Source organism: Streptomyces sp. NPDC087859, assembly GCF_044742595.1.
Taxonomy (GTDB): Bacteria; Actinomycetota; Actinomycetes; order Streptomycetales; family Streptomycetaceae; genus Streptomyces; species Streptomyces canus_F.
Genome location: NZ_JBIUUU010000013.1, coordinates 104,215 through 129,117, shown reverse-complemented (window position 1 = coordinate 129,117; position 24,903 = coordinate 104,215). Strand labels below are relative to the sequence as shown.

The window sequence follows — 24,903 nt, the reverse complement described above, 5'->3', positions numbered from 1 at the left end:
GGTGCACGTCGTCAGCAGCCGTGTCGAACCGTCAGCTGAGCGGCCGGGACGCGGGCAGGTTCTGATCGGCGGCCCAGGAGGCGAGGATGCTCAGCCGTTCGTGGGTGGGGGAGCCGGGCGCGGCGGTCCAGACGGTCAGGTGCTGGTCGGGATCGGTGTTGGCGGTGAGCGTGTCCCAGTCCAGGACGAGTTCCCCGACGACCGGGTGGTTGAGGGTCTTGGTGCCCACGGTGCGGGCCGCGACGCGGTGGTCGGCCCACCACTTGGCGAACTGATGGTCACGCGTGGACAGTTCACCGACCAGCTCGATGAGGCGAGGGTCCTCGGGATACTTCGCGGCCTCCATCCGCAGCTGTGCCACGGAGATCTGCGCCGAGGTCTCCCAGTCCGCGTACAGGGTGCGCATGGCCGGTTCGGTGAACTGGATCCGGGGATAGTTGCGGTGCTTTTCCGGGACGCGGGAGAAGTCGGTGACCAGCGCGGCGGCCAACGGGTTCCAGGCCAGAATGTCGCCGCGCCGGCCCTGCACGATCGCGGGCGTGGCGGTGAGGTCGTTCAGGACCCGCTGCAACTGTGGCTGCACCTTCTGGCGGCCGCGGCGTCGGGTGCGGGTGGTGGTCTTGCCCGCGAGCTGGAAGAGATAGCCTCGCTCGTCGTCGTCCAGACGGAGGACCCGGGCCAGGACGTCCAGGACCGGAGCAGAGGCCTGCATACGACCCTGTTCGAGGCGCATGTAGTAGTCGGTGCTGATGCTGGCGAGCTGGGCGACCTCCTCGCGGCGCAGCCCGGCGACCCGGCGGGGCCGGTCGCTCTCGGGCAGTCCGACCGTGCGCGGGCTCAGCTCGGCGCGGCGCTTCTTGAGGAATTCTCCCAGCTCATTAAGGGGAACGTTGCCGGTCATGCTTCTCAGCATGACACCGAACGCACCGGGGAAAGAGGGGAGAATTTCCTCCCAGGACGAATCACTCTCTGGATGGTTTCTCCACTTTGTGCGCATGCCGCCGCGTGCCGGCTCGGCAGTGATCAGCGGGCCGACCAGTTCGTGGTCGGTTCCTTCGTCACCGCCCGTGCTACCGGCCGCAGGGGCCGGAGTGGTCGCAGTACGGCTGCATCTGACTGTTGCCACAGCCGCACAGCACGGCCCTGGTCTCGCGGTCCGTCCCCTCCTGCGTGTCCAGCGACAGGTCGCCACGCGCGACCAGCTGCCCATCAGGATTCCGGGTGATGCGGGTGGGCCGGTCCGGAGTCTCGCTCCCGCCATCCGGCAGTTCGTACCGCAGCGCACCCGAGGGGCAGCGGCGCACCACCTCTGCCAGTTGGTCGGCCGGGGCGCCGTCGGGCCGGATCCACGGACGCGCGTTCACGTCGAAGACCTCGGGCAGGCCGTCGAGACACCGGGCTGCGTGCAGGCAGCGCCTCGACTCGAAGGTCACGGTGATCTCCGGCGCCTTGTAGGTCTTCTTCCGGGGTGTGCCGCTCATGCCGGTCTCCCTCACTGCGTCTTCGCCCGTCCGCTCGGCCGAGTCAGTCGCTGACCTTGCTCCGGGCCTGGTACAGCAGGTCGGCGTACTCCGGGTGGCGGCCGATCCAGGCCGCGTAGAAGGGGCACGTGGCAAGGACCCTCAGCCCTGCGGCGCGTGCCTCGTCGAGCGAGGTCCGAGCCAGCGCCGAACCGACCCCACGGCCCTCGAACTCCGGACGCACTTCCGTGTGCAGGAAGGCGATCAGTTCCGGTGTCCGGATGTACTGCGAGAAACCCGCGACTTCCAACTGCCCGTCCACCGTGGCCTCGTATCGGCGTGCCTCAGGTTGGTCGATCACCTTGACCGTCACTTGTTCTCCTTGGAATCCGGCAAAGTCTGCAATGAATTTGTTGTTGATATATCAACAACGTACGCCAGCGGGGTGGGGGAGTCAACCTCTGTCCAGCGCGGCTTGGTCACCCAGGAGTTCTGCCCCAAGGGCGGGCGCGGTGTCCATGTGGTCGTCACTCCCAACGGTCGCGCGGCCATCGAGACGGCCGCGCCTCATCGCAGTCGCCGGAGCAACGGGTGCGCAGGGTGGCGGGGCCGCTCGAGCGATCCTGGCCGAACCGGAGTCGGGTTTCACGGTGCGCGCGCTCACCGGGGCAGGGAGCTCGCGGCCACCGGACCGCGGCACGTGGTCTGGTCGACGCTGGAGGACAGCCGTATGTCGGTGCTGCAGGAGAAGTGCAACGTGCCGCACTTCGACGTCAAGGGTGAGGGTAATGAGCTGTTCCTGGAGGACGGCAAGCTCCTGTCCGGCGTGGACGTGGCGGACATCGGCCGGAGAGTCGGTCTGGCCGGCGACCATCTGACCGGTGCGCAGTACGCGGAGAAGCTGGCGGCGGCGCTGGGCGAGCCGGTGTGCTTCCAGTCCGTGCCCTACGGCGTACCCTCGAGATTCCGTTGGCCGAGGAGCTCGGCAACATGTTCCAGTTCACTGGGCGCGACCCTGCGGTGAGAGGGCGGCTCGACGCTCACCCCACCGGCGTCGCGCGGGTGGGGTGAGAAGGGGGTGCATCACCCATCGGACAGTGGGACGCCGCTTTTCCCTCCCGGAGCATCTCGATTCGCCCGTACCGGGTGCTTGCTCATGATCGAGACCCGGTTGAACGCGTTGATGGTGACCGCCACCCATATCGCAGCGGAGATCTGGTCATCGGTGAGCGCCTGTCGAGCGGCCTCGTAAGCGGATTCCTGTGCGACGGCATCGGTGGGCTCGGTCGTGGCCTCGGCCAGTGCAAGGGCCGCGCGCTCTATGGGGGAGAACACCTCGGTGTCCCGCCAGGCGGCCAGCACTCCCAGCCGCTGCGTCGACTCACCCGCGCGCAGGGCTGCCCTGGTGTGGGTGTCGAGGCAATAGGCGCAGCCGTTGATCTGAGACACGCGGAGGTTGATCAGTTCCACAGCGGTGCGGTCGAGCCCCGCTTCGGCGGCAACCGTCCGTACCGCTTCCGCCGTCTGCCGCAGGGCATGGAAGGCCTTGGGGCTCTGTTTGTCGATGAAGATCCGCATGTCTCCCGCTCGTCGTCTGCTTGCTGTGGCCTTCGTTCTCTGATCACGGCATTGTAGTTGACGCAACAACTTCGGGTCTGGGCTCTCCTGCGTGGCCTTGTGTCGGACTTCCGGTGGATCGCGCAGGTGACCGTTATGACCGCCGAACGGCTCGACGCGCCGACGAGGCGAGGCTGGTGCCCCATTTTTCATCCGACCTATATCTCAACACTCCGCTCTGTCGGGGCAGTTGACAGCGTGATGAGTCCATTCAATCATCAGACATCCGATGAATTGGAGCCGCTCATGGGTACGTATCCGAGACGTCAGATCCTGGGCACCGCGGCCGGAGCCGCCGCCGCTGCGGCCCTTCCCCTTGCCTCAGCCACCGCCGCACACGCCGTCGAACCACTCGCCGAGTACGCCGGGCCGTGGGCTCCCGTCCCCGACCCCGTCCCTGTTCCCCTCGACTCCCTCTACGACAACGACGGCATCGACACCGCCTCCGCACGGGGCGGCGACTTCGACGGCTCGGGCTACACGTTCCCGGGCGAGGAACTTCCCGCAGGCCGTGTCGAAGTCGATGGTGTGCCCTTTGTCTTCCCGGCCTCGGACACGGACGGGAAGAACAATGTCGTCGCGCTCGGCCAGCGCGTGGAACTGCCCAAAGGCCGCTACCTCTCGGCTCTCTTCCTCACCGCGGGCAGCTACGGCAACGCCTCCGGCAAGGCCACGGTCCACTACGCGGACGGCTCGACCACGACCGCCCCCCTCGGCGGATCCGACTGGTACGCGACGGGTGGATCCCTGTCGGTGCCGTACCGCTACACACCGGACGGCACCAAGGACGAACACCGTGTGGGCATCGGCACGTCAGAGTTGTGGCTCGACCCGCAGCGCGACGCCGTAGCGATCACGCTCCCGGTGACGAACCCGGCGCAGGCGAACAAGGCGTCGCTCCATGTGTTCGCGCTGTCCCTGCAACCCGCCGCCCAGGGGCGCGCGCTGGCCCTGCGCGGGGCCCGGTCCACGAACTCGCTGCTGGAGTCGTCCGGCGCCCAGAGCATCGAAGCCACCGTCGTCAACGCCGGGACGGTCTCCATCCTGGCCGCGGACGGCGTGTCGGTGGGCGTCGAGGTTCCGGGAGCCCGGACCGTCGAGGGCGCCCGTGTCCGCCGCCTGGACCCCGGTGAGCAGGCCCGCGTCCGCGTGGGCATCCGCAACCGTGCGGGCACCGCACCCGGCACGGTTCGCGACGGCTCGGTGACCGTCACCGGACGCGGAACCCAAGTCGCCGCGCAGGAGGGCCGGTTGACTCTCGGCGTCGCCGACTACCAGCCCACCGCGTCCTCGCTCTCCGGCCACCAGGCGCCGTACTGGTTCCAGGGCGCCAAGTTCGGCATCTTCATCCACTGGGGCGTCTACTCGGTGCCGGCCTGGTCGCCGGTCGGCAAGCAGTACGCCGAGTGGTACTGGAACCACATGCAGGACCCGGCGAACGCCGTCCACGGGTACCACCGCGAGACGTACGGCGAGAACTTCTCCTACGACGACTTCATCCCGATGTTCACGGCGGAGAAGTTCGATCCGCGCGCCTGGGTCGAACTGTTCCGGGACGCGGGTGCCCAGTACCACGTGCTGACCTCGAAGCACCACGAAGGCTTCGCCCTGTGGGACACGAAGCTCTCCGACCGCAACTCCGTGAAGATGGGCCCGAAACGGGATCTCGTCAAGGAACTCTTCGACGCGTCCCGCCGCTACACCCCCGAACTCCACCGCGGGCTCTACTTCTCCATGCCCGAGTGGTTCAACCCGGACAACCCCTGGATGGGTCACGCCCCACGCAATCCGTACACCCAGGAGCCGGAGCCGTACACGGGTTACACCGGGGGCAAGGACTTCGTGAAGGACTACCAGGCCCCGCAGATGCTGGAGCTGATCCAGGGCTACGACCCGGAGCTCATCTGGTGCGACATCGGCGGCGCCAACGACAGCCTTCACGTCCTGGCCGAGTACTTCAACCACGCGAAGAACCGCGCCCGGCCCATCGACGTCACCGTCAACGACCGTTCGGGCATCGGCTTCCACGACTTCACGACCCCCGAGTACACGACGTACGACAACACGGTCGTCGCCAAGTGGGAGTCCAGCCGCGGACTGGACCCGTTCAGTTACGGATACAACAAGGCGACCCCGGACGACGCCTACATGACGACCGAGGAGGTCGTGCACAGCCTCGTCGACATCGTCTCCAAGAACGGCAACTTCCTCCTCGACATCGGTCCGCGTGCCGACGGCACCATCCCAGAGATCATGCAGACCCGGCTGCGTGAGACAGGCCGCTGGCTCCGTACCAACGGAGAGGCGATCCACGACACCACGTACTGGTCCCGGATGGCCGAACTGGGCGAGGACCTGCGGTTCACCGTCCGCCCGGACGAGGCCTTCTACATCCACTCCCTGGCGAGGCCGGGCGCCAAACTCACCGTCGAAGCACCGATCCCGATCCGCGCCGGCGACAGGATGACGATGCTCGGCCACGGCCGACCCCTGACGTGGACCGTCAGCAACGGGGCGCTGGTGATCGACGTCCCCGAAGCCGCACGCAGGGCGGGGCAGCACGCGTGGGTCTTCAAAGTGCACTGGCGTGCCTGAGAACCGAGGGACATCCTGAGCCCGACCGGTGGCCGCGACGGCACAACACTGCTCGCGACACCGGTTCGGGCCCAGGTGGCGGGCAGCGAGACGAAGAGGGCGGAGGAACTCCGTTCCGTTCCCGACGTGTGTCGTCTGTCGACCATCAGGTGTCCGCAGTTTGCCGAGCGGATCGTCGTCCGCGAGGAAAGGATGGTGAGCGCGGGCTCGCCGTCGTCGTGTTGCCGGTGCCGCCGCGCGCACTGATCATGCGGGAACGGCCCTTCGTTCCCCGGCCCGCCGGTCGGGGCACGGACAAAGCCGAGGGGTTCGGCAGGCGGAATGCCGTTCCCGGTGAGCTGGCCGTCCGCCTGCACCCGACCAAGGTCATCGCCCACGGTGGCATCGCCGACTGACGAACACCCGGCCGCACGCCACACCCACCGCGAGGCCAGGAGCCAAGGACCGTCCATGAAGCACGAAGCACAAGCGCTGCCCCTGTTCGACGAGGGCACGCAGCGCCCGCTGGCCGACCGGCTGCGGCCGCGCACCCTGGAGGACGTCGTCGGGCAGGAACACCTGCTCGCGTCCGACGCCCCCCTCGGGCGCATGGTGGAACAGGGGCGGTTGGTGTCGGCGATCCTGTGGGGGCCGCCCGGATGTGGGAAGACCACCATCGCCCGGCTCCTGGCGCAGCGGACCGAGCTGGCCTTCGAGCCGCTGTCGGCCACATTCTCCGGTGTCGCGGACCTGAGGAAGGTCTTCGAGGCGGCCCGGCGCAGGCGTGAGATCGGCCAGGGAACGCTGCTGTTCGTCGACGAGGTCCACCGGTTCAACCGCGCCCAGCAGGACAGCTTCCTGCCCTACGTGGAGGACGGCACGGTCACTCTCGTCGGGGCCACGACCGAGAATCCCAGCTTCGAGCTGAACGGGGCACTGCTCTCCCGCTGCCGGGTCTTCGTCCTCAAACGTCTCGACGACACGGCCCTGGGCACCCTGATCGCACGCGCCGAGGAGCTGAACGGGCGCGAACTGCCGCTGGACGACGAGGCCCGCCTGGCCCTGCTGGCCATGGCGGACGGCGACGGCCGGTTCCTGCTCAACATGGCCGAGCAGCTCCAGGCGCTGCCCGAGGGCACACCGCCGCTGGACACCTCCGCCCTCGCCCAGCAGATCCAGCGGCGGGCTCCGCTGTACGACAAGGCCCAGGAGGGCCACTACAACCTGATTTCGGCGCTGCACAAGTCCATGCGCGGCTCCGACCCCGACGCGGCCCTGTACTGGCTCGCCCGCATGCTCGACGGCGGCGAGGACCCCCTGTACATCGCCCGCCGACTCGTACGCTTCGCCAACGAGGACATCGGATTGGCCGAACCCCAGGCGGTACAACAGGCCCTGGCGGCCTGGGACGTGTACGAGCGTCTCGGCTCACCCGAAGGCGAGCTGGCCATCGCGCAGGCCGTGGTCCATCTGGCGACCGCCCCCAAGTCCATCGCGGTCTACCGTGCGTTCGGCGCCGCACAGCAGCGCGCCCGCCGGACCGGCTCCCTGATGCCTCCGCCGCACATCCTCAACGCGCCGACCCGGCTCATGAAGGACATCGGTTACGGCGAGGGTTACCAGTACGACCCGGACACACCGGAGGGGTTCTCCGGCGCCGACTACTTTCCCGAGGGCATGGACCGCGAGACCTTCTACCACCCCACGGGGAGCGGCTACGAGGAGCACATCCGCCGCCGACTGGACCGGTGGTCGGCCCTGCGCGGGCAACGCCCCGACTCCGCCGACTGACGACCCGCGAAGAAAGCCGTACGAAAACAGTCAGGGCAGGACGGGTCGCGCCGCGCTTCGGGGGCCGGAGCCACGTCTCGGAGCGGTAGGTCGTCACTTGGGTGATCGGTCGATCGGGACGCGGTGTCCGACCGCTGTGGGGGCGGCCGGGCTGTGCCTCGGGGGTCGGGCTCACATAGCCAGGACGAGTGTGACGGCGGTCGCCGCGGAGACCAGCGCGAGGATGACGGGAGCCATGGCGTTTCCGCGCGTGGCGGGATCGGCGTAGTCGCCGACCTTGGTGTGGAAGCCCACCGCGCCGATCATCGTGATCCCGAAGCCGACGGCGGCGGCGATGCCCAGAGGCTGCCAGAAGAGCCCCACGACCAGGCCCACCGCCGCGGCGACCTCGGCCAGTCCAATGAAGCGGACCAGCCCGGCGCTCAGGCCCATGTGGGACTGGAGCCCTGCGGACACGTCGCCCTTCAGCATTGCCTTCGGCGTGCCGGCGGCCAGTGCCACGAGGGCGAGCAGCACGCTGAGGACCGCAGCGGTGATGTACATGGGGGTGGTTCCCTCCGGTGTGGCCCGTGCCCCGGCGGAGGGCGTGGCCTCTTGGTTGCTTCGTCAACGGGTTCGTCACGAGGAACATAGGGACACTCGGATGATGTGTCAACTAGATGACGATCGTGAGCGGGGATCCGGCGTGGACGGCTGGCGGTGCAGCCGGAATACGGATGCGGCGGGGCGCGTTAAGGGTCGTGGTTGATGTATCAACCTCATGAAAGGCTGATCACGATGCAGTTCGGCATCTTCACCGTTGGTGACGTCGCCACGGACCCGGCCACGGGCCGTACGCCGACCGAGCACGAGCGGATCAAGGCGATGGTCGCCATCGCGCAGAAGGCTGAGGAGGTGGGCCTGGACGTGTTCGCGACCGGCGAGCACCACAACCGGCCGTTCGTGCCGTCGTCGCCGACCACGATGCTGGGCTGGATCGCCGCGCGCACGGAGCGGATCATTCTCTCCACCTCCACCACGCTGATCACCACGAACGACCCGGTGAAGATCGCCGAGGACTTCGCGATGCTCCAGCACCTGGCCGACGGCCGGGTGGACCTGATGATGGGCCGCGGCAACACCGGCCCCGTCTATCCGTGGTTCGGCAAGGACATCCGCGACGGCATCGGCCTCGCCATCGAGAACTACGCCCTGCTGCGCCGCCTGTGGCGCGAGGACGTCGTGAACTGGGAGGGGAAGTTCCGCACCCCGCTCCAGGGCTTCACCTCCACACCCCGCCCCCTGGACGGCGTACCGCCCTTCGTCTGGCACGGCTCCATCCGCTCGCCCGAGATCGCCGAGCAGGCCGCCTACTACGGCGACGGCTTCTTCCACAACAACATCTTCTGGCCGAAGGAGCACACCAGGAAGATGATCGACCTGTACCGGACCCGGTACGCGCACTACGGCCACGGCAGTGCGGAGCAGGCGATCGTTGGCCTCGGCGGCCAGGTCTACATGCGCCGCAACTCCCAGGACGCCATACGCGAGTTCCGCCCGGTCTTCGACCGCTCGCCGGTGATGGGCGGCGGGATGGCCATGGAGGAGTACATGCAGCAGACTCCGCTGACGGTCGGCACCCCGGAGCAGGTCATCGAGAAGACGCTGTCCTTCCGTGACTACGCCGGTGACTACCAGCGCCAACTGTTCATAGTCGACGGCGGCGGCGTCCCGCTCGAGGCGGCACTGGAGCAGATCGACATGCTGGGCTCCGAGGTGGTCCCGGTACTGCGCAAGGAGTTCGCCGTGGGCCGGCCGGCCGATGTGCCCGACGCCCCCACCCACGTGTCGCTGCTCACCGCCCGCGGCACCGACCTCGTCCACGAGCCGGTAGGAAGGGAAGCATGATGGCCGACAACATCGACACCTTCAACGACTACCCAGCGCAGGACGGAGTCGCGCCCGACCGCTGGGCCAGCGCTCTGCACTTGTTCGACAACGGCGTCGGCGTGCCGCACGAAGAGAGCGTCCTCGAGCGCTGGGAAAGGGCCCAACTGCTCTTCGAGGCACGGGACCACATCGGTGCTGCCCGTCTCCTCGCCGCCGTCGTCGAGGAGGTTCCGGAGCAGACCGGTCCTCGGCTGCTGCTGGCCCGCGCCTACTATCACTCGGCCCAACTGGGGCGCGCGGAGGAGCAGTTGCGTCAGGTCATCGAGCGCGATCCGGTGGAGCACTACGCCCACCTGATGCTGGGCCGCACCCTGGAACGCCAGGGGCGTGCCGATGAGGCGGCGCCCTGGCTGCGGATGGCCGCCGCCTTCTCGGGCGAACTGCCCTCCCATTCCTGAAGCGGCGGGTGCGCGTAAGAGGGGCACTGGTTGATCCGGTGCCCCTCTTCGCTCAGGTTCAGGTTCTTGACGAACTTTCGGGCGCGCTCGCTCAGAACCGTGCCCCGACGTCCGCGCCGTTGCTGGGGCGCAGGAACGTGGAGGTCGGGATGGAGCCGTCGGCTGCCCTGGGACCCGTGATCGTGCTCGCGCTGGTGCTGGCGAGGGACCAACTGCCGCCGATATTCCAGGAGTTGCCGCTGCCAGTGGAGGTCGATCCCAGCGATACGTCGGTGCCGTTGGCCACCGCGAGGTTCTTCGTGAGTGTGCTGGAGGACCGGTTGAAGTTGAAGCCGGTCTTCGTGTTGTCCCACGCGGTGCAGCGTTCGATCTTCATCTTGCCCGGGTTGTTGTTGTCGACGAAGCCGCCGGCGGAATTGTCCCACGCCATGCTGTTACGGACGGTGTGGTTGGCGGCCACGCCGTTGCCGCCCATCTTGAAGCCGTTGCCGTCGCCCTGGTAGTCAGGCAGGTTCCACCGGTTGAACCCGTTGCCCCACGCGAGCGTGTTCTCCACGAGGAGCGGCGAGTTGTCGAACATCCAGAAGTCCAGGCCGTCGTCAGCGTTGTTCCACAGCCGGGCGCCACGCAACACGTTGCCGCTGCCGGCGCCCTCCTTGATGGCAATCCCGTCGGCGCTCTCACCGTTCTTGCGAGGGTCGCGGTTTCCGTAACTGTCCAGGTTCAGGATCTGGTTGTTGCTGGAAGCGCCCTGGAGGTGGAACCCGGACTCGTAGTTGTCCCGGGTGACGACGCGGTCGAAGACGTTGCCGCTGGTGTCCAGTCCGAACACGCCGTAGGGGCCGTGGATGATTTCCAGGCCGACGAGCCGCCAGTACTCCCCCTCGATGTGAACGGCACCGCGCTCGGAACGGGGGATGCTCGAATCCACCGCTCCCGGGGTGTACGGCATGTTCTCGCCGTCGATGATCACGCGCTCACTGTTGTAGTTGCGCAGGGTGATGGGCTGGCTCGCCGTGCCGCTCTTGAGTAACTGAAGGTTCGTGGTCGGTGCGTATGTCCCGCCCCGGACCTGAATGGTGGTCCCCGCCTGCGCCAGATCCACGGCGCGTTGGATGGTCTTCAACGGGGCGGCGAGCGTCCCCGCGTTGCTGTCGCTGCCGTTCGGCGCCACATACAGGTCGGTGGCGGCGTGCGCACCGCCGGCGGAGCCCAAGGTGAGGAAACCGGCCAGCAGTCCGGAGAGGGCGGTGGACGCGGCGACGTGCTTCAGGCGCATGAATCGTCTCCAGAGCGGGGCCTTGAATCGAGTAGCGGGAAAGCGCTTTCCGGGAGAAGTAAAGAAGCGTGTCATAGCCACGTCAAGGTGCCTGCACATGATCGTTGTCTGTATCTGTGAATCGAGTGCGACGGTCGCCGCCACCCCTGAGTGCGGTGGCGCGATGGCCTGAAGGATCCGTTCCTTAGGGATGAAGTGCCCCTCCAGAGATCAGGCCTGCAAATCTGGGGCGTAGTGGCCGAGGTGCCGCACTCGCCGCTTGTTCACCTACGTGAACAAATTCCGTACAACAGTATTGACGCGGTCGCGACAGGTCCCTACGGTCCGAGAAAGCGCTTACCCACGGGGAATCAGCGCGTGCGCCTGGTGTTCCGTTGCCGGAGCCAGGGGCCCACCGTCAGGCCGACTACGCCGACGCAAGCACGCCCCGACATTCGAGGACGAACGAGAAGATGAGGAGACGAGGATGAAGCGACCACTCTCACTGCGACTCCATGCGGCGCTGGCCACGATGGCTATTACGGCCGCGACCGGTGCGGTTCTGTCGATACCCGAGGCATCGGCGGCGACCGCCGGCGCCAGCGGATACGCGACCCAGAACGGCGGGACCACCGGCGGCGCGGGCGGGGCGACCGTACGGGCCACCACGGGAACCGCGATCCACGCGGCCCTGTGCGGCCGGGCCAGTAGCAGCACCCCGATCACCATCGAGGTGCAGGGAACCATCAACCACGGCAACACCACCAAGGTGTCGGGCGCCAGCTGCAACACCGCCGCCGGCGTGATCGAGCTCAAGGAGGTCAGCAACGTCACGATCATCGGGGTCGGCAGCGGCGCTGTCTTCGACCAGTTGGGCATCCACCTGCGCGACGCCCGCAACATCATCATTCAGAACGTGACCATCCGGAACGTCAAGAAGTCGGGCTCGCCCACGTCCAACGGCGGTGACGCCATCGGCATGGAGCGCAACGTCCGCAACGTCTGGGTCGATCACACCACTCTGGAGGCGTCGGGTGGGGAGGCGCAGGGGTTCGACGGTCTCTTCGACATGAAGGACAACACCCAGTACGTGACGCTCTCCTACAGCATCCTGCGCAACTCCGGCCGCGGTGGCCTCGTCGGATCGAGTGAGAGCGACGTCTCGAACAGCTTCATCACCTACCACCACAACCGGTACGAGAACATCGACTCCCGCACCCCGCTGCTCCGTGGCGGCACAGCCCACATGTACAACAACCACTACGTGAAACTCAACGAGTCCGGCATCAACTCCCGGGCCGGCGCCAAGGCCAAGGTGGACAACAACTACTTCGAGGACTCCAAGGACGTCCTCGGCACCTTCTACACCGACGCGGCCGGATACTGGCAGGTCAGCGGCAACATCTTCGACAACGTGACCTGGTCCAGCGCCGGTTCGGAGAACCATCCCGCCGGCCCCGACCCGAAGTCCAACACCACGGTGAGCATCCCCTACGCCCACAGCCTCGACACGGCTGCCTGCGTGCCGAACATCGTGAGCCGGACGGCAGGTGCCGGCAAGGGGCTGCTGGTGTCGGACGGCAGTTGCTGACCAGACCGACGGGACGGGTTACGGCAACGTGCGGGACGGCGACAGGGGGGTACCTCCTGGTTGCCGGCCCGCACGATCGGCTTCATCGCGGGACCCGGGTCCTGCCGCGACGTCCGCAACGGTCGCCGCTTACGGCTTCCGGGCAAGACCGCCGTGCTCGGCGATGACGTCCGCACTGGTGGAACCAGGCTCCGGACGCCACTGCGTGACCGAGACGACGCCCGGCTCGACCAGTTCCAGGCCGTCGAAGAACGCGGTGATCTCCTCAACCGTGCGCAGGTTGTACGGCACGGCCCCGCTGTCGTTGTACGCGTCCTGGGCCTGCTCGAAGACCGGGTCCACGCCGCGTGAGCCGTCGTTGATGGACAGGTAACTCCCCGAGGGCAGAGCGTCCATGAGCCGGGTGACGATGGAGCGGGCCTGATCGTGGTCGGCGACGTGTCCCAGGATGTTGCTGAGGATGAGCGCGGTGGGCCGGCCGAAGTCCAGCGTCTTCGCGGCTGCGGCGAGGATGCGGTCCGGGTCCGTGACGTTGGAGTCGATGTAGGCGGTCGCGCCCTCGCGGGTGGAATAGAGCAGGGCACGCGCGTGGCCCAGGACCATGGGGTCGTTGTCGACGTAGACGATCCTCGCCTCGGGGGCGATCTGCTGGGCGACCTCATGGGTGTTCTGGGCGGTCGGAAGACCGGTGCCGACGTCAAGGAACTGCCGGATCCCCGCCTCGGAGACCAGATACGTGATGTTGCGGCGCAGGAAGGCGCGGCTGCTGCGGGCGATGGTGACGATACCGGGGAAGACGTCGGTGTAGGCGTCGCCTGCCGCCTCGTCCACGGGGTAGTTGTCCTTGCCGCCCAGCCAGTAGTTCCAGATGCGCGCCGAGTGCGGCACAGAGGTGTCGATCTTCTGGTGCTCCGCTGGTTCGGGCGTCGTCACAGGGTCAGTCATGAGTCGCGTCAGTCCTTCGGCCGAGGTGCGGGTCATTCATCGCACAACCTACGTCCGAACACCCGCTTCGCGCCCACCCGTTGAGGGGTTCAGCTTGGCCGACCTCAGCCGTTCCACTCCCAGGTCCGTACGAGGCTGGTGCCGCTGACGGCCGCCAGCAGGTTTCCGTCGAGGTGGACGGCGAAGTCGTCGTAACGGCCGGCCTGTTCGAGATGGCGGATCTCGGGCTGGTGGGTCACCTGGGACAGCAGGCCCCGACGGAGCACAGCACCCTCCCCTCGTCGGTGCAGAACAGGCGCATGCCTTGGGCCCCCAGGCTGTCGACACTCTCCTGTCCGCTGAACTCCCGGTGCAGAACGATGGTTTGATCAGCCGTCAGCCAGACCCGTAGTTCGCGGAAGGTGGCGCACGCGACGTACCTTCCGGAGGGGGAGATGCTCAGCCAGCAGCCCGGTTTGAGAATCTCCAGCCGGTTGCGGATGTCCAGTTCGACCGATCCACGATGCTGCTGGTGGACGTGGACCTTGTTCGAGGTGGCCATGGCGACAACCGAGGCGTCGGCACTGATCGCGGATGCCGCGAGGCCCTGAGGGCAGGGCACTTCGCGGAGAATCCGGCCGTCGGTGAAGTCGCGCACGGCCAGGCGGCGGCCGTCATGGGTCGCCAGAACGGTGCCGCCACTGGTGACCAGGAACTCGTCCTGGGCCAGGGGCGCGGTACGCCGCCGGTGTTCGCCGGACGTGCCCACGAAGTGGACGAGTTCCAGGCGCGATCGGCGGGCGATGGCGACACTGTGGCGGCCCGGGGAGGTGATGGCCTGGTGGCCGAGGCGCAGTTCGGCCTCGCCCGGGGCACCGGGCAGAGCCTCGCCCGACTTCAGGTCCCACCGCTCGATCGATCCGTCCCCACCGATGACGACCGCCGAGTGATCCGGCCCGAACCCGATCGTCGCCTGCCCGCCGGGCTGCCGCGTCCGACGTAACTCGCCGACGAAGTTCCCCAGTCCCCGTCGCCCGACCGGGGGAGCGGAGAGCTTGGACAGCACCTCGAAGGCGAAGGCCGCGGCGCACCTGGAGGCAGCCGGCTGCCAGACGTCGTCGTTGTCCTCGCCCTTGTCGGACAGCAGGTCGGAGATCCCCCGGACGACGAGTGCGCCGACGCCCGCGTTGACGTACGCGGCCTGCAGGAAGCCGTATCCCTCCATCTCCACCGCGAGCGCGTCACCGCAGTGCCGGGCCAGCAGCCGAGCCGTGGCGGAGCGCTCACTGGCCACCACCTTCGAGCCGGCGGCGAGTGGTTTGACGTAGGCCTTCGGGGTGCGATCGGGCAGCGGAGACCTGATGCGGTTCCGCCAGGTTTCCGAGCGGGCGACCGACTGGGCGCGCTGGACGAGGGCGAAGGACGACAGATGGGTGGTGATACGGGCCTGGAAGCCCTCCTCCTCGTCCTTGCCTCGCTCGTAGTCGTAGATGTGGCGGGCGGCGACGACGTCGCACCGCTTCACGTCCTTGAGACCGCCCGCGATGTGGGGCGTCGGCCTGGACCACCGTGACCCTGCCGCCGAAGAAGCCGGCCGCCACGGTCGTCTGTCCCCCCGAACGTCCGTGCTCCGGGTCGGGAACCGGTCTTGGGCCGTCGACCGCCGTCGTCCGGCCCGGAGACCGTTCCGGCACTCGAGCGATGAGATGACTGATGAGTGATGCCGCGTCAGGTCGTCGGGAAGGAGAGCCGTCCTTCCCTCTCGCGGCTGCCCCAACAGTAGGGACCCGGCACAGCGACAACACCGGAGTTGCCGACTCGCCTCCGGGCGCTCGGGACATTCAGGGGGCGTGCGCTCGCAGTGCACGCCCTTCTTCGATCGCCGAGGCCGCCAGGGGGAACGCCGGCCGGCGCCCCAGCTCTCAGCCCTTGACGGCGGAGCTGGCCACGCCCTGGACGAACCAGCGCTGGAAGAAGGCGAAGACCACCAGTACGGGCAGGACCAGCAGGACGCCGAAGGCGAGGATCTGGCCCCAGTCCGGGGGCTGTTGGCCCTGGAAGACGCTGATCTCCAGGGGGAGGGGGCGCACCGAGGGGTCGGAGACCATCAGGACCGGCCACAGGAAGGAGCCCCACTGGATGAGGAAGGTCAGGATCGCGACCGAGGCGAACACGGGCTTGGACATCGGCACGATGATCGCGAAGAAGGTGCGCCAGGGGCCCGCGCCGTCCAGCCGGGCGGCTTCCTCGATGCTCGTGGGGATCTTCCGGAAGAACGTGTGGAACTGGTAGATGGCGAAGGCGTTGGCGATGAAGGGCACCGCCTGGATGTAAAGCGTGTTGCGCTGCCCGTTGAACATGTAGAAGAGCGGGACGGCCACCGACTCGAACGGGATGAGCATCAGCAGCAGGACAAGGGTGAAGACAGCTTCCCGGCCGCGCCACTTCAGGCGGGACAGGCCGTACGCCGCCATCGAGTTGACGAACAGCCCGCCCGTCACCACCACGAACGCCACCAGTACCGACACGCCCATGAACTGCCAGAAGTAGCCGGTGCTGTCGGAACTGAGGCTGTCGAGGACGGCGGAGTAGTTGGCGAAGGTCAGATGGGTGGGCAGGAAGCCGGACAGTCCGTTCAGGACCTCGTCGGACGGCTTGAGGCTGCCCAGGAAGAGGTAGAGGACGGGCAGGACGAAGACGAACGCCAGGACGCTCAGGACGCTGTAGTCGAGGACGCGGCGGACGGGGGTGCGGGTCATGGCCATGGAGGTCAGTCCTCGTTGTCGGGCCGGACGACGCGGCGCTGGACGATCGTCAGGACGAGGACGATCAGGAAGAAGACGACGGTGATCGCGGACGCCTGACCGATGTTGTTCTGGTCGAAGGCGGTGGTGACGGCCTGGTACATGACCGTTCGGGTGGCGTCCTCGTCCAGACCTCCGCCGCGGATGAGGATGTACACCTGGTCGAAGATCCGGAAGGACATCACCGAGGTCAGCAGCGCGACGAAGACCAGAGTGCCGCGGATGCCGGGCAGCGTGACATGGCGGAACTGCTGCCAGCGGCTCGCGCGGTCCAACTCGGAGGCCTCGTACAGCTCACCGGGAATCTGCTGCAGGCCGGCCAGCAGGATGACCATCTGGAAGCCGACGCCCTGCCACACCGACAGCACGACGATCGAACCCATCGCGGTGGCCGTGTCGCCGAGCCAGTCGAAGGCGCCCCAGTTGCCGAGACTCGCCGCGTCCAGCAGGGAGTTGAGCATCCCCTGCTCGCTGCGGGCCAGGATGAGCCGCCAGATCACGGCGACCAGGGCCATCGGGAAGACCACCGGCATGAAGAACAGGGACCGGAACAGGCCGATGGCCTTGAGCTTGCGGTTGAGGAGGATCGCCAGGCCGAGGGCGAGACCTGTCTGGAGCGGTACGACGACCGCGGCGAAGGTGAAGTTGTTCAGCAGCGCCCGCAGGAACGGGCCGGACTGGTCGGGGTCGGTGAACAGGCGCCGGTAGTGCTCCAGGCCGAAGAACGACGGTTCCAGCGGGGAGCCGAGCCGCACGTTGTAGAAGGAGAGCACGACGGCGTAGCCGAAGGGGATGCCGACGAACGCGATCAGTCCGCCGACGGCCGGGGCGACCATGAGCAGGGCGTGCACCCGGTCCTGGTTCTTGCGCCCGGCCTTCGAGGGTTTGACGGACGGGGCGGGGGAGGCCTGCTCGGAGCGGCCGGGTGCCGCGGAGTGCGCGGGTTCCACGGTTTTCACGGGTGTGGGTCCTTTTTCCCGGCGGGGCCTACGGGATCTCGTAGCCGGCGTTGTCGGAGAAGTCCTGGTCGATGGAGCGGGCCGCCTTCTCCAGGGTCTCCTTCGGGTCCGCACCCCCGTAGATCGCGTTGAGGGCCTGGGAGAACTTGGCGGTGACCGTGGGGTACCCGGCCGTCACGGGACGGGTGACGGCGACGCAGGACTTGTCGATGTCGCTGTCGCCGCACGGCTTGGCGAGCTGGTCGGCGAAGAGCTGGAGCGGGCCGCCCTGCTTGTACAGCTCGCTCTTGGCGAGCGCGGATTCGGTGCCCGGGACCGAGCCGTTGGCCTTCGTCATCGCGCCGACGCTGTCGTCGCCCAGGAGGTGGTCCAGGAAGGCGCCCGCGGCCTTGGCGTTCTTGGTGTCCGCGCCGATGCCCCAGGCCCATGATCCCTGGCCGGTCTTGGAGCCGTTGCCGAAGTCGGGCAGCGGCAGGACGACGAGGTCGTCGCCGAGGGCCTTGTCGTAGCCGGGGTAGGTCCAGTTGCCGACCCAGCTGAGCGCCACCTTGCCCTTGGCGAAGGCGTTGCCGTCGGTGTTGGGGTCGACGTACGTCTTCCAGGACTGGAAGGTCTTCATCGCCGAGACGACTTTCGGGCTGTCGAGGGCGCCCTCGGCCTTGCCGTCCTTGAGCAGGGCACCGCCGGCCGACCAGACGATGGGGGAGAAGCCGTAGGTGCCCCACTCGGTGGCCAGGCCGTACTGCTCGGAGACGTCGAGGACCTTGCCGTCGGCGTCCTTGGCCTTGAGCGCCTTGAGCGCCGCGTCGAACTCCGCGGCCGTCCAGGCGTCGTCCACGCCCGTCGGGTACTTCACGCCGGCCGCGTCCAGCAGCTTCTTGTTGCCCCACACGCCGAGGCCGGAGTCGAACATGCCCAGGCCGTAGTGCTTGCCGTCGATCTCGCCCTGCGCCTTGATCGCGTCGGTGGCGTTGGCCATCGTCTTCGCGGACACGTACGAGTCGATCTGCGCGAGCTTCTTGTTGTAGACGAAGTTCGCCATCGTCGGACCGTCGAACTCCATCACGTCCGGCAGCTCGGAGGCGCCGGTGGCGGTGATGGTCTTGGTGTAGTCGTTCTCGGGGATGAGCTTCAGCTCGACCTTGATGTCGCTCTGTGAGGAGTTGAAGGACTTCACCGTGTTCTGCAGTGCGGCGGTCTCGCCCGCCTGCCCCTGGTGGGCCCAGACGCTGATCGTGCCCTTGCCGCTGCCCGCCTCGGCGGAGGCGTCGCTGCCGCCGCCCCCGCCGCAGGCGGCCAGCGCCGCCAGGGGCAGGGCGAGGGTCAGACTCGAACAGAGCGTGCGGCGGAACCTTCTGCTTCCGGCGTTCATGGACGGTGCCTCCGTGCTGGTGAGTGTTGCGGTGCTCGACGATTCGGGGGGTGGGGAGGTGGGTTCGAAGGGCGGTGGCTCGACGGGGAGCGGGGGAGTCACGAGGGTCTGTGCGGGCTCGGCGGAGCCGTGGTCTCCCGCAGCATCAGTCGGATGGGCATCCGCACCTGGTCGACCGGCTCGGCATCGGGTTCCTCCAGCCGGCGCAGCAGCAGCCGGGCGGCCTCCGCGCCCTGCTCAGGGACCGGCTGGGCGACGGTGGTCAGCCCGATGACCTCGGCGAGTTCGTGATCGTCGAAGCCGACCACGGACACGTCGTCCGGCACCTTCAGGCGGTGCCGGCGCAGGGCGCGCAGCGCACCCATCGCCATCTCGTCGGACTGCGCGAACACCGCCGTCGGGGGGCGGGAGACGGCGAGGAGTTCGGTCATGGCCCGCTCGCCGCCCTCGACGGTGTAGCCGCCGTCCGCCTCCAGCGCCGGATCGTGGGCGATAGCGGACTCGGCCAGCACATCCAGGTAGGCCTGACGGCGGTCGATCGGAGTGGTCCAGTGCAGCGGCTCACTCGCTCCGGAGATCATGCCGATGCGCCGGTGACCGAGGTTGACCAGATGCCGTACGGCGCTGGCGGCGCCGCTGTGGTCGTCGATGCCGACCACCGTGAAGCCGTCCCGGGGGCCGCCGACGGTGGTGGCCAGCGGTACGCCGAGGGAGCGCAGTGCCGATTCCTCGTCCAGGTCGGGGATGAGCAGCGAGAGGACGGCGTCCACGCGTTTGCGCACCGGCAGCTTGGTGAAGAAGCGTTTGCGTGCCTCCGGTGAGTTCAGGTTGTAGAGCAGCACGTCGTAGCCGGCGGCGCTGAACACCTTCTCGGCGGCGTCGAGCACGGTGCCGAAGAACCAGCGGCCGATGTAGGGGACGACGACCCCGATGGTGTAGGTGCGTCCGCTGGCCAGGCTGGAGGCCGAACGGGATGCGGTGTAGCCGAGTTGTGCGGCGACGGCTGTGATCTGGGCGCGGACCTCGTGGGAGACGCCCGGCTGACCGCGCAGTGCGCGGGACACGGTGGACGCAGAGACGCCGGCGGCGCGGGCGACATCGGTGATGCTGACGGTCACGGCGCTTTTCTCCCGTTGGTTTCACATCGGTGTGATCTGTGGGTGACGTGACCGTAGACCCGGCATCGTTGTTGCGCAAGCGTTTGCGTTGGGTTTTACTTGGGCCGATTCTTAAGCGATACCTCCGAGGTCAATGGTCAGCGCATGCGTTTGAGCGCTGCGAGCCGACAGGAACTGCGCATGCGATACGCCCCGCCCGGCCTCTGTGTGAACGACTTCGCCCTGCTGCGGGACGACGACGGCACCTACGCCGTGCTGCATCTGCAGGGGCCGTGGACGGCCGAGTTCGACCACCTGCGAATGGAGACGTCCTACGGCCGGGCCACCTCCACCGACCTGGTCCGCTGGCAGCCGGAGGGCACCGCGTTCGGCAACGGCCTGCCCGGCCGCTTCGACCAGCAGGCCGTATGGACCATGCACCCCGTCCGGCACGGCGACGGAATGGCCATGTTCTACACGGGCGTCTCCGGCCTCACCCCGGGCGGCCGGCCGCTGCAGTCGGTCGGTCTCGCCTACTCCGACCGCACCGACGGCACCGGCTGGCGTCGGCACGGCACCGGGCCCGTCGTCGAGGCGGACGCGCGCTGGTACCGCACCGGCGAACACATGGGCTGGCGCGACCCGTTCGTCGTCCGTGACGACGAGTCCGACGGCTGGGTCATGGTGGTCTGCGCCGCCGACGCCTCCCTGCCCGTCGAGTCCGGCGGCTGCGTCGCCTGGGCCACCTCCGACGACCTGGAGCACTGGACCGTCCACCCGCCACTCGTCTCACCGGGCGACGTCGACGAGCTGGAGTGCCCGGTCCTGGAGCGCCTCGACGACGGCAGCTGGCTGCTGCTCGGTTCCGTCGGCGCCACGCGCGGCTTCGAGGCGTGGACCGCGCCACGGTTGAGGGGGCCATGGACCCGCCGCGACCCGCTCGGCCCGACCGGCTCCTACGCCCCGCGCGTCATCGCCGCTCCCGACGGCTCCCGCGTCGTGCTGCACACCACGCCCCGGCGTGTGAACCTCACCGACTCCGGCGAACGCTGCCGCGGCATGCTCGCCCAGCCCAAACTCCTGGTGACCGCCCCGGACCAGTCACCGCGCCTGGAATGGTGGCCCGGCCTGAACGCCTGGCTCGGCGAGGAGACCGAACAGCCCGCCCTGCACGCGGTCGGCGACGTCACCCTCACCGGCCGCGTGGAGATCGCCCTGCGCACCGACATCGCCGGCGGCGAGAGCCCGGCCCTGCTCGTCGGCTGCGACGGCAAGAACCTCTGGGTCGCCGGCCCTCACGGGGACAGGATCGACGAGACGACACTGGCCGAACCCGCCACCACCCTGCGCATCCTCACGATCGGCGAATACGTCGAGGTCTACGCCGACGGTGTCTTCGTGCTCACCACCCTGTGCTACTCGGGCCGTCCCGCCCCCTGGACGGTCGTCTCGGAGGGCCGCACCCGCACCGTCCCCGTCCGCCCGATCCGCCTGCCCGACGCGGACCGCGACGACGCCTCGGCCATCTGGCCCGGCCCGCCGACGCGCTGACGGCCCGCGGTACCGCCCCGGCGGACGACACCGCCCGCCGCCGGGACCGGTTCGACGGCCGGCCCGGCGACGGGCGATGCGGGCGGTGCGGGTCAGGTCAGTCGAGGGCCACTTCTGGTTGGTGCCGCCGGTGCAGTCCCAGATGATGACCTTGGTGCCGTTGACGGTGCCGTTGTCGTCGGCGTCCAGGCACTTGTTGCCGTAGACGACGAGCTCGCCGCGCGAGGTGTGCGTGAAGGTCTCGTTCCGGCCGCCGAAGCAGTCCCACAGGATGGCCTGGGAACCGTCGGTGATGGTGTTCTTCTCCAGTCCGGCGCAGCGGTCGGAGGCGGCGCCGAGGAGGGCGACGCCGTTGGTGCCGGGAATGCCCTGGACACGGATCGCGTCGAACGCCCAGCCCATCGACGGCGGGGTGACGGCGGCCAGAGGTGCCGATGGATCGTGTCCGGCCAGGGCCGTCAGGCCGGACACGACGAGAGCGAGGGCGAGGACGCGCACGGTGCCGCGTCTGGCTCAGCCGGGTGCGCAGGCGTCCGGCTCGCGGGTGTCCGCCACGTCAGTACCCGACGCGGAAGGTCGCGTCCTGCCGCTCCGTGGTCGTGGAGATGGGGTCGATGCGCAGGACGTAGTTCGCGTGGCGGATGTAGCGCGTCGGGTTGTTGTACGACCGGAAGGAGGCCCAACTCGCGTCCGCGAGGCCTGCCGTGCGGTAGAAGGTCGCGTCGGCGGCGAACGTCGAGGTGCCGTCGTTCGCGTCCAGCTGGAGCGCGTAGTTGTAGTGCCGCAGGTAGCGGGTGGGGTAGTTGACCGACCGGAAGGAGACCCCGGAGCTGTCGGCGAGCCCGGGGACCAGGGTCCACAGGGAGTCCTTGTACGGCTCGATCGGGTACTCGTCGATACGGGCCGTGTAGTTGGAGTGGCGGACGTAACGGCCCGGGTAGTTGTAGGACTTGAGCCGGTTCCAGGCCGGGGCGCCCCACTTGGCGAGCAGGTTGTTGTACTCGGCCGTGGTGATCGTGGTGATGCCGCAGTGCTTGGAGTTGACCGGCTGGGTGTAGGTCTTCTGGTCCAGGGCGGTCCAGGTGCCGGAGGCGAGGCTGCTCGACTGCCAGGCGTAGAAGACACCGTTGGGTGTGTAGGTGTCGCCCCACAGCCACCAGTTGCTGGAGGAGAGGGACTTGACCACCGTGGGGGCCTCGGTGCCGCCGTGGGCCACACCGGCGCTGTACTCGGTGAAGCTGCCCGGGTTCAGGGAGGTGGACCGGGCGCTCACCAGGGTCTGGTTCTTCTTGAAGTAGAGGTAGTTGTAGCCGTCCACGCCGACCGCCATGTCGCCGTCGATGACGTCGTAGCCGGGGTCGAAGAACACCTGCGGGGCCGAGGCGGTGACGAAGTCGCTGGTGTAGTTGACCATGATGACGTTGTGGCCGCTGCTGTTCACGGAGGAGTAGATGACCGCGTACTGACCGCGGCCGGCGTCCCAGAACGCCTCGGGCGCCCAGCTGTGGGTGGTCATGTCGTGCAGCTTCAGGCGCCGGTAGCCGGTGAGGGTGCGCAGGTCGGCGGAGTCCCAGACGTGGATGTACTGGCTGTTGTAGCTCCAGTCGGTGCCCTTGAGGTCGGTGGCGAGCACCACGAACGTGCCGTCCTGCTTGCGCATCAGGAACGGGTCGCGCAGACCCAGCGCGCCGGCGGTGGGGGTGGCCAGGGGGTTGTTCTGGTTGAGCGGCGTCCAGTTGAGCCCGTCGGGGCTGACGGCCAGGTGCAGGCCGTAGTCGGTGCCGTCGCCGAGGTTCGTCGACTCGGTGAAGTAGACCATCGCGTAGGCCGAGTCGGCGGCGTGGGCGGTGCCCGAGCCGAGGGTCAGGGCGACGGGGACGGCGGCGGTCATGCCGAGCAGGGCGCGACGGGACAGGTGGGGGTTCTTGCTCACGTGGGCTCCAGGGGGCGTGCGGGGGCACCTGAAATGGCCGGGATTTCGAACGTGGTTCGGAAAATCGATCAGACCGTAGGGGTTGGACATGCGCCCGTCAATCGTCCTGACATGCCTTTGTGTTTCCTGTGCGCCCCGGGGCGGGAGTGGCGCGCCCCGGGGCGGGAAGAGGATCAGCGCTGGGTGTAGACGAAACCGACCTTGTCGACCTCGTCACCGGTACGCCCGTGGAAGCCGGCGATCTGCCAACCGGACGGCGCGGTGCGGGTCACGCAGTCGGAGGTGGTGGTGCCACCGGCCAGGGTGCGGCCGAGGTTGGTCGTGAACTTGGCGTAGAAGATCCGCGTGTGGTCGTCCTTCTGGCCCTGGCACAGATACGCCGTCGTCACGTACTCCCCGCTGCCGAGCGTCAGGGAGGACGCGGTGCCGCCGGTGCCACCGTGGGTGAGAGTGGTGCCGTTCGCCAGGGTGAGGCTCACCTGGTCGACCCGGGACCCGGCGCGCAGGGCGACGGTGGTGGCGCGGGCGCCGGCGGGCACGCTGCCGATGTCGTTGTAGTAGTCGCCGTGCGGGCCGCCGAACTGGTCGCTGAGCTGGAACGCGGTGTTGCGCGACCAGCTGAAGCCTGCGGCGATCGGATCGTGGTCGGAGAGCATCAGGCCGTCGCCGGTGAGGAACTTGGAGTGCTCGTTGTTGTAGGACGTGGCGTTGAGCGAGACCAGCTTGCTGCCCCGGTAGAGGATCTTGTCGACGACCTCGCAGGTGTTGGGCACGGTGGTCCCGGTCTGGTCGCAGACCAGGGCGTCGCTGCCCTTGGCGGGCGCGCTGCCGCCGCGGATCAGCTGGACCCAGGTGTCGGTGAGGCCGTTGGCGGCGGCGAACTCGGCGATGGTGTCACCGGAGCGGGTGTAGCGGGTGTTGGTGTCGCCCATGACCACGACCGCGTTGCCGGCGGAGTGGGTGGCGATGAAGGCGGTGAGCTGGCTGAGGTTGTCGGCGCGGGCGGCGAGATCGTCGGCGTTGGTGCCCGCGTTTGTGTGCAGGTTGTAGAAGTCGACGTACACCCCCTCGGCGAGCCGCTCGCGCATGAAGGTGAAGCCCTTGGGCGTCAGGCAGTCGCCCGAGCCGTAGGTGCAGGTGTTCCAGCGCACCCGCTCGAAGTCGTCCTCGTCGTAGGGGATCTTCGAGAGGGTGTTGAGGCCGCTGCCGATGGCGGCGCCGCCGCTGGTGGCGGTGCGGTGGGCGTGGGCGGTGTCGGCCGCGTAGAGGTAGGCGTGGTAGTTGAAGTCCTCCTGGGCGTGGACGATGTCGTACGGCGCTATCCGCCCGCCGATCGCCGTGGTGGCCGACTCGCGGGGCGTCGGGGCGCTGGAGATGGCCTCGGGCAGGCCGGCCACGTTGTAGCTGAGGACGCTGAAGGTGCCGGAGTCGGCGGCCGCCGCGGAGGGGGCGGCCGCGGTGAGCCCGCCGAGAACGGCGGCCGCCGTCGTCAGACAGGCGAGGAGTCTGCGCATGAGGGGGTGGCTCCTGGGGGAGAGAAAGCGGTTGCAGTGAGGACGGGGCTGAAGTTACCCCCGGTTACCCGGGGTCTGTCGAGACTTCGGGCGTACTTTCACAGGAGTCGCCGGCCGTACATGGACGGTTC

Annotated in this window: 21 protein-coding genes and 2 pseudogenes; 7 read left to right on the top strand and 16 right to left on the bottom strand. The window is 68.3% G+C overall.

Annotated features, from left to right (window positions below; translation table 11 throughout):
* Positions 1–31 precede the first annotated feature (31 nt).
* The 3 genes from ACIOHP_RS30980 to ACIOHP_RS30970 all read right to left on the bottom strand — a co-directional run bounded on the left by ACIOHP_RS30980 (position 32) and on the right by ACIOHP_RS30970 (position 1,833).
* Entirely contained in the window at positions 32–913 is an 882-nt protein-coding gene (locus ACIOHP_RS30980; protein ID WP_401892618.1) for a helix-turn-helix domain-containing protein, read from the bottom strand.
* A 157-nt stretch (positions 914–1,070) separates the two neighbouring features.
* Complete coding sequence (locus ACIOHP_RS30975) at positions 1,071–1,481, bottom strand: (4Fe-4S)-binding protein (protein ID WP_401892617.1); 411 nt, start codon at positions 1,479–1,481, stop codon at positions 1,071–1,073.
* A 43-nt stretch (positions 1,482–1,524) separates the two neighbouring features.
* Entirely contained in the window at positions 1,525–1,833 is a 309-nt protein-coding gene (locus ACIOHP_RS30970; RefSeq protein WP_361556306.1) for a GNAT family N-acetyltransferase, read from the bottom strand.
* Between the two features lie 357 nt (positions 1,834–2,190).
* On the opposite strand from ACIOHP_RS30970, the gene ACIOHP_RS30965 reads away from it, so the two are divergent.
* The gene (locus ACIOHP_RS30965; RefSeq protein ID WP_401892614.1) at positions 2,191–2,484 is read left to right on the top strand and encodes a hypothetical protein; all 294 of its coding nucleotides are present in this window, start codon (positions 2,191–2,193) and stop codon (positions 2,482–2,484) included.
* Between the two features lie 59 nt (positions 2,485–2,543).
* Here the strand turns inward: ACIOHP_RS30965 and ACIOHP_RS30960 are convergent, their stop codons facing one another.
* Positions 2,544–3,038, bottom strand: a complete 495-nt coding sequence (locus ACIOHP_RS30960) for a carboxymuconolactone decarboxylase family protein (protein WP_401892611.1) — start codon at positions 3,036–3,038, stop codon at positions 2,544–2,546.
* 285 nt (positions 3,039–3,323) lie between these two features.
* Between ACIOHP_RS30960 and ACIOHP_RS30955 the strand changes: the two genes are divergently transcribed.
* Both ACIOHP_RS30955 and ACIOHP_RS30950 read left to right on the top strand, forming a co-directional pair.
* Positions 3,324–5,672, top strand: coding sequence for an alpha-L-fucosidase (locus ACIOHP_RS30955; protein ID WP_401892609.1), 2,349 nt, complete (start codon positions 3,324–3,326; stop codon positions 5,670–5,672).
* 450 nt (positions 5,673–6,122) lie between these two features.
* Positions 6,123–7,442: a replication-associated recombination protein A gene (locus ACIOHP_RS30950; protein ID WP_401892608.1), complete on the top strand. Its 1,320-nt coding sequence runs from the start codon at positions 6,123–6,125 to the stop codon at positions 7,440–7,442.
* Between the two features lie 171 nt (positions 7,443–7,613).
* Here ACIOHP_RS30950 and ACIOHP_RS30945 read toward each other — a convergent pair whose 3' ends face one another.
* On the bottom strand, positions 7,614–7,985 hold the full coding sequence (locus ACIOHP_RS30945) for a DoxX family protein (protein ID WP_401892605.1): 372 nt from the start codon (positions 7,983–7,985) through the stop codon (positions 7,614–7,616).
* A 234-nt stretch (positions 7,986–8,219) separates the two neighbouring features.
* Between ACIOHP_RS30945 and ACIOHP_RS30940 the strand changes: the two genes are divergently transcribed.
* Both ACIOHP_RS30940 and ACIOHP_RS30935 read left to right on the top strand, forming a co-directional pair.
* Complete coding sequence (locus tag ACIOHP_RS30940) at positions 8,220–9,329, top strand: LLM class flavin-dependent oxidoreductase (protein WP_401892603.1); 1,110 nt, start codon at positions 8,220–8,222, stop codon at positions 9,327–9,329.
* Complete coding sequence (locus ACIOHP_RS30935) at positions 9,329–9,769, top strand: tetratricopeptide repeat protein (RefSeq protein ID WP_401892932.1); 441 nt, start codon at positions 9,329–9,331, stop codon at positions 9,767–9,769. The genes ACIOHP_RS30940 and ACIOHP_RS30935 overlap by 1 nt, the downstream gene beginning before the upstream one ends.
* 91 nt (positions 9,770–9,860) lie before the next feature.
* Here the strand turns inward: ACIOHP_RS30935 and ACIOHP_RS30930 are convergent, their stop codons facing one another.
* On the bottom strand, positions 9,861–11,048 hold the full coding sequence (locus tag ACIOHP_RS30930; RefSeq protein ID WP_401892600.1) for a right-handed parallel beta-helix repeat-containing protein: 1,188 nt from the start codon (positions 11,046–11,048) through the stop codon (positions 9,861–9,863).
* Between the two features lie 466 nt (positions 11,049–11,514).
* Between ACIOHP_RS30930 and ACIOHP_RS30925 the strand changes: the two are divergent.
* Positions 11,515–12,615: pseudogene (locus ACIOHP_RS30925) on the top strand (polysaccharide lyase family 1 protein); the annotation flags it as partial.
* A gap of 132 nt (positions 12,616–12,747) precedes the next feature.
* Here ACIOHP_RS30925 and ACIOHP_RS30920 read toward each other — a convergent pair.
* From ACIOHP_RS30920 to ACIOHP_RS30890, 7 genes are all read right to left on the bottom strand, one after another.
* Entirely contained in the window at positions 12,748–13,563 is an 816-nt protein-coding gene (locus tag ACIOHP_RS30920) for an SAM-dependent methyltransferase (RefSeq protein WP_401892598.1), read from the bottom strand.
* A gap of 104 nt (positions 13,564–13,667) precedes the next feature.
* On the bottom strand, positions 13,668–13,829 hold the full coding sequence (locus tag ACIOHP_RS30915; protein WP_401892596.1) for a hypothetical protein: 162 nt from the start codon (positions 13,827–13,829) through the stop codon (positions 13,668–13,670).
* Entirely contained in the window at positions 13,799–15,409 is a 1,611-nt protein-coding gene (locus tag ACIOHP_RS30910; RefSeq protein ID WP_401892594.1) for a hypothetical protein, read from the bottom strand. The genes ACIOHP_RS30915 and ACIOHP_RS30910 overlap by 31 nt, the downstream gene beginning before the upstream one ends.
* Positions 15,410–15,464: 55 nt before the next feature.
* Positions 15,465–16,307: a carbohydrate ABC transporter permease gene (locus tag ACIOHP_RS30905; RefSeq protein ID WP_401892591.1), complete on the bottom strand. Its 843-nt coding sequence runs from the start codon at positions 16,305–16,307 to the stop codon at positions 15,465–15,467.
* 5 nt (positions 16,308–16,312) lie between these two features.
* The gene (locus ACIOHP_RS30900; RefSeq protein WP_401892589.1) at positions 16,313–17,305 is read right to left on the bottom strand and encodes a carbohydrate ABC transporter permease; all 993 of its coding nucleotides are present in this window, start codon (positions 17,303–17,305) and stop codon (positions 16,313–16,315) included.
* Between the two features lie 28 nt (positions 17,306–17,333).
* Positions 17,334–18,677: an ABC transporter substrate-binding protein gene (locus tag ACIOHP_RS30895; protein ID WP_401892588.1), complete on the bottom strand. Its 1,344-nt coding sequence runs from the start codon at positions 18,675–18,677 to the stop codon at positions 17,334–17,336.
* 98 nt (positions 18,678–18,775) lie between these two features.
* Positions 18,776–19,795, bottom strand: coding sequence for a LacI family DNA-binding transcriptional regulator (locus ACIOHP_RS30890; protein WP_401892587.1), 1,020 nt, complete (start codon positions 19,793–19,795; stop codon positions 18,776–18,778).
* A gap of 180 nt (positions 19,796–19,975) precedes the next feature.
* On the opposite strand from ACIOHP_RS30890, the gene ACIOHP_RS30885 reads away from it, so the two are divergent.
* Positions 19,976–21,325 (top strand): mucin-1, encoded by a 1,350-nt coding sequence (locus tag ACIOHP_RS30885; protein WP_401892585.1) that lies wholly within the window; start codon positions 19,976–19,978, stop codon positions 21,323–21,325.
* Between the two features lie 75 nt (positions 21,326–21,400).
* Here the strand turns inward: ACIOHP_RS30885 and ACIOHP_RS30880 are convergent.
* The 3 genes and pseudogenes from ACIOHP_RS30880 to ACIOHP_RS30870 all read right to left on the bottom strand — a co-directional run.
* A pseudogene (locus ACIOHP_RS30880) lies at positions 21,401–21,727 on the bottom strand (ricin-type beta-trefoil lectin domain protein); the annotation flags it as partial.
* Positions 21,728–21,881: 154 nt separating this feature from the next.
* Complete coding sequence (locus ACIOHP_RS30875; RefSeq protein WP_401892930.1) at positions 21,882–23,216, bottom strand: glycoside hydrolase family 43 protein; 1,335 nt, start codon at positions 23,214–23,216, stop codon at positions 21,882–21,884.
* A gap of 215 nt (positions 23,217–23,431) precedes the next feature.
* On the bottom strand, positions 23,432–24,772 hold the full coding sequence (locus ACIOHP_RS30870; RefSeq protein WP_401892583.1) for a jacalin-like lectin: 1,341 nt from the start codon (positions 24,770–24,772) through the stop codon (positions 23,432–23,434).
* Positions 24,773–24,903 lie beyond the last annotated feature (131 nt).